This window comes from Vibrio tapetis subsp. quintayensis, from assembly GCF_030409945.1.
GTDB lineage: Bacteria > Pseudomonadota > Gammaproteobacteria > Enterobacterales > Vibrionaceae > Vibrio > Vibrio quintayensis.
Map to the genome: position 1 here is coordinate 1 of NZ_JAUFQV010000020.1, position 4,510 is coordinate 4,510.

A 4,510-nucleotide genomic window follows, 5' to 3' on the forward strand; every position below is an offset into this window, starting at 1 on the left:
TTATGAGGTGATGATATCACCTCTAACTAGGTGGCCAAATTAACTATGCCACTACAGTTGATCGTCTGGTGGGTAGATAGGATAGGGCGTGATTACGAAGATGCTGAACGTGTAATCCGAGACTTATTGAACCGCGGCGTTACCATTCAAACACTTAATCAATCTCGAACGTTTGAGTACACAGGTGACACCATGACGGATATGATAACCAACGTCCAAATTACCATGATAACAGCTATGGCTGCAGCAGAGCGTGAGACCCGTCTAGCGTCAGCAGAGGCTGGTAGAAGGGCATTACGCGAGTCTGGTGGTTGGAAAGCTGCCTTTAGGGGGCGCAGAGCCAATACAGGCAAGATGAAGGGCAAGTACGAACAGATACTTGTCCTATTAAATAATGGTCATTCCATTCGTGAAACCGCAAGCTTATCAGGTGTGTCTGCTTCGACCGTGCAGCGTGTTAAGAAGCAGTTCGCGAAGAGTTCATTATAAGTTGCGATATGACATCATGTGGCACGGACATTGTTATTTAGATATGCCATGTAGTCTAAGGACTTAACGACCATCTTGCTGCTTTAAATATTCCATGTCATTGAATATGTAGTCATTCAATATCACACGTTTGAAAAGTAACTTGCGCGTAACTTCAGGGACATCTATTTCGTTACACACGGATTCAAACTTTTGGATAATCGTAGAAATTTGAAACTTAATAATTTCTTCTGCTTTTTCAGCCTTAATATTGAAACTTGGTGCTGCTTGCATACAAAGTGATAACAGAGATAAATTAAGTTTTTCGAAGAGCTTCATGCCATGACTTGCTTCTCCACCTGTACGGTTTTGTGGACAAATATCATAAGCAGGCGACAGGGATATTTTATCATCTTCGACAAAGAAAGCATGATTTCGAGCATGGTCATCCGTATTACCGATCAGTACATTAAATACCATCCGTGCAAATAACTCTTGGCTATCAGAGGCAAAATCGATGCAATACTGTTTCATATTGTTCACGAGGTCTGCGTAAGATGCTTCTCTAGCCCATGTTTCATCTAAACTTAAAACTGTCAGTCCTGATACCATTGAGCGACGACACCAAACGTCACTAACTAACTCCCTATCAAAGCGTCTTACAAGAAGAACATCTTTTCCTAATACTTTTTTAAAAGTAACTTCGGCAACATTGAGTCCTGCTAACTTGGCTAGCCTCATGGCTACGTATTCTGATTGCACAACTTCATAAGTATCATTTGATGCTGAAAACTTAGCAATATATTTAGCTTCATCACCAGTGATCATCGCTTTCGGGCGAGCACCTCCGAGGGATGTACCATGCATAAGTGCTCTATCCAAATCCGAAGAGATTTCCTTACCTTGACTGACAATTTCAGACGCTTGGTATAATTCTTCAAGAGTTGCCGTATCAGTAGAGCGATCAAAATACTCAGTGGCCGACTCTTGAAAATCGAGAGAGCCGATCCGGTCTGAAGCGGAATGCATCAAATAAGTCATTTCATCTAACTCAGCATCGTAATCTTTGCCCATCAACCGAGAGTTAATGACCCTACGTCCCCAAGCATCTGGAGCTGCATCACGTAAGCAAGAGAATATAGGCATACCTTGAACTGGTTCCTTAGTACCAGCAGAAAGCGGTAATTCATTTGAGTAAATTGGTTCTGCATCTGAACGTTTCAAGTAAGACTGACCATACGTAAAATATTGGCCAGTTTCATCAATAGTGAGTCTACCTGCTACCACAGGTTCTGATTGTCCTCTAAGCCATTTCCAAACGAAGCATTGGTTACTAGAAGTCGTCATCTAAAATTACCTTTTTCCTTCTTACTCTATTAGGCAGTAATGCCTCTACTTTCGCATTTGTTTTACGTTTAATAGCAAACTGGTTTTCATCGGGTTCAAATAAAGAAACACCTAAGACCCAAGCAGTTTCGAAGTAGAGTCCGATGCTTACAGACGGATCACCTTTAAGAATTTTTATCATAGTGGGCTTAGATACCCCAACTCGAGAACAAACCTCTTCTACAGTGATTTTCTTTTCCTTACGCTGGATTGTAAGCATCGTGGCGAAATGAGTTAGTGCAGCATTAGCAACAGTGCTAACCTGAATGTTACCTCTTCCCATAGTAATCCAACCTTTACCATAAATAGAATAAGGTAAACTATAATTTACCAAAACTTAAATGTCAAAGTAATAGTCTATAAATACATCCAGTAAATATTATTTTACCATAAGTAATTTAAAGTAAGCTTTATTTTACTTATGGTTAATTGTTGAAATGGCGATAATGAAAAGCAGATATCCTGTCTAAACTTTCTATCTAGTCATTGCTTTACCGCTCTTAGGGGCAAAAGTGAGTCAGACTCGTGGCTAACCGTCTATGAAGCAACCAATGCTTTACAATAGGATTGCTCCTTAGAAAACTGTGATTTACCATATGGTTAGTTTTGTATTTGATTAGGGTTTCTTCATGCCGTTAAGAGCAGTTTTTGATGGTGCTCAACTTCAAGCTTTTGACTTAGATAGTGAGGAGTGGGTTCGGCTAAAGAGTAATTATAAAAGTCATAGTCTGACTATGGATTGCTGTGGTCATAAGGCAATACCGAAAACCAGTAAGTTAGGCACTCAGTACTTTGCACATGCTAGGCGAGGGGAATGCAGTAGCGCACCAGAAACAGCTGACCACTTAAAGCTTAAGACGATAGTTGCCCAAGCAGCCTCTAAAGCTGGCTGGAATGTAATAACTGAATTTAAAGGCAATACACCCAGCGGAGAAGCTTGGGTTGCAGATGTATATTGTCAAAAAGGTCAGTCTCAAATAGTGTTTGAAATCCAATGGTCATATCAAACTTTCGACGAATACGAGAGACGTACCCGAAAATACATGGAATCAGGCATTAACCGTTGTGCTTGGTTATATAGGGCGTATAAAAATCGGGATAATCAATTACCAGAGTCAAAAGAAGTACCTTGCTTCGCAATATCTATTGAAGATGATGACTATAAAGTAACGAAGTTCGATCTGGAAGTGGGTACTTTTGTAGAAGGTATGTTTGACCGAAAATTGAAGTGGCAACCCTTGAAAGCTCAACCTTTAACTGGTTATGCATATTATAACGATAGTCGTTGCCTGAAATGTGGAGGCTTGAATAACTACTTTTGTTCCATGGGAGTCTATTCAAAAGAAGGTCAATATTTGGGTGGTGGTCTTTACTACGGGTATGGGGGATGGAGTACAATACAAGAAATAATTGGAGCGAATATTCCCCAAGAGACTTTACGAGAGCACTTTATTGGTTCGCTTGATCACATCTATAACAAAAAAGGCGACTACGCATATATGGCTCATGGTTGCTTACATTGCAACGGTGTGCATTGTAATCGCACTGATCGTTATGACTACCATAGTGATAAATCAAAGGCGATAGAGTTTACCTTTTCTTACGACCCTGAGTTGTTGCATTTAACACCTGAGTGGTACTTTATTAACTAGAAATGGTTCTAGGCAGTTACTACTAGGGTGGTGCTGAATCAGATAACCCAGCTACCGACCCTTTCTATAGGCGCCTTATTACAGTCTTGAACAATAAATAGGACTTTACGAGTTATTGATTGAGAATGCCGTTTATTCGAGAAGATAGTGCAGAGTTTTCAAGCTCTCCATCAAGCTCTGAGAATGTTTTTTCGATACGGTTTCTTTGGCGGCGTAGCTGTTTAATGTCAGCATTTTCCAAAGCCACCTCCCATCGTTCAATTTGTTTTTTTAGCTTGCTGATTAGCTTCTGACTTTCCTTTTGAAGGTATTCCATTTTACGAGACTCGTACTGCCACTTTTCTAGTCGTTTGCCTCTATTTAATTGGTGCGGTTTGTAGTCATCAATTGAAATGCCCACATGTGTGCTTACAGCGGTCGTAAAGGCTTGCTTAAGTAGGGCTGTAGCACCTTTCCTCTGGAGATCACGCAGCACTCTATTTCCAACGATCTTCGAACAAATTAAATGTACATGGTCGCCAGATCCAGACCCAGTTTGCTTCTGTTGATGGCATACACCTCGGACTAACGAATAGAACTCTTTTCGATCAGACCCTGTTAACTTAAGGTGGTCAGAAAGTGCTTTGCAGCAATCACGTACAATTGAGCGCCATTGCTCTTTTATAGGTCGGTATCCTTGCGGTAAGGTGAGGGAAAATTCTAACCCAATGGAACTGACATTTCGTCCACGACGGTTATTACTGAGCATTTTGTTGAGCTTATACTGTTCCGCAGCAACAATGATCCGCTTCGATGTAGCTTCATTACCAACAACGTCGAATATTACTTCGGTGTTAGTATGGTTAGGGTGTGATTCACTCTTGAGGTACCTTTCTCTTGCAATGATACCTGCGGAGGAATTCTTGACTGGCTTTGTGACAACAACAAATGTCTTCATGATTTTATTGTAAGCGTCTAATTAACCACACGTTCTAATTCCGCTCTACCTTTGTCATAGTTTTGCC

Annotated in this window: 5 protein-coding genes; 2 read left to right on the top strand and 3 right to left on the bottom strand. The window is 40.7% G+C overall.

Features of this window, described 5'->3' with window-relative positions:
* The first annotated feature begins 45 nt into the window (after positions 1 to 45).
* A complete protein-coding gene (locus tag QWZ04_RS08085; protein ID WP_290326788.1) occupies positions 46 to 489 on the top strand; it encodes a recombinase family protein in 444 nt (147 codons plus the stop codon).
* A 63-nt stretch (positions 490 to 552) separates the two neighbouring features.
* On the opposite strand, the gene QWZ04_RS08090 is transcribed toward QWZ04_RS08085, so the two are convergent.
* Together QWZ04_RS08090 and QWZ04_RS08095 are read right to left on the bottom strand one after the other, a co-directional pair.
* Complete coding sequence (locus QWZ04_RS08090) at positions 553 to 1,815, bottom strand: type II toxin-antitoxin system HipA family toxin (protein WP_290326790.1); 1,263 nt, start codon at positions 1,813 to 1,815, stop codon at positions 553 to 555.
* Complete coding sequence (locus tag QWZ04_RS08095; RefSeq protein WP_290326792.1) at positions 1,802 to 2,137, bottom strand: helix-turn-helix transcriptional regulator; 336 nt, start codon at positions 2,135 to 2,137, stop codon at positions 1,802 to 1,804. Before QWZ04_RS08095 ends, QWZ04_RS08090 begins: the two co-directional genes overlap by 14 nt.
* Before the next feature lie 346 nt (positions 2,138 to 2,483).
* Between QWZ04_RS08095 and QWZ04_RS08100 the strand changes: the two genes are divergently transcribed.
* Entirely contained in the window at positions 2,484 to 3,506 is a 1,023-nt protein-coding gene (locus tag QWZ04_RS08100) for a competence protein CoiA family protein (RefSeq protein WP_290326794.1), read from the top strand.
* 112 nt (positions 3,507 to 3,618) lie between these two features.
* Here the strand turns inward: QWZ04_RS08100 and QWZ04_RS08105 are convergent, their stop codons facing one another.
* Positions 3,619 to 4,443: a hypothetical protein gene (locus QWZ04_RS08105; protein WP_290326797.1), complete on the bottom strand. Its 825-nt coding sequence runs from the start codon at positions 4,441 to 4,443 to the stop codon at positions 3,619 to 3,621.
* Between the last annotated feature and the right edge of the window lie 67 nt (positions 4,444 to 4,510).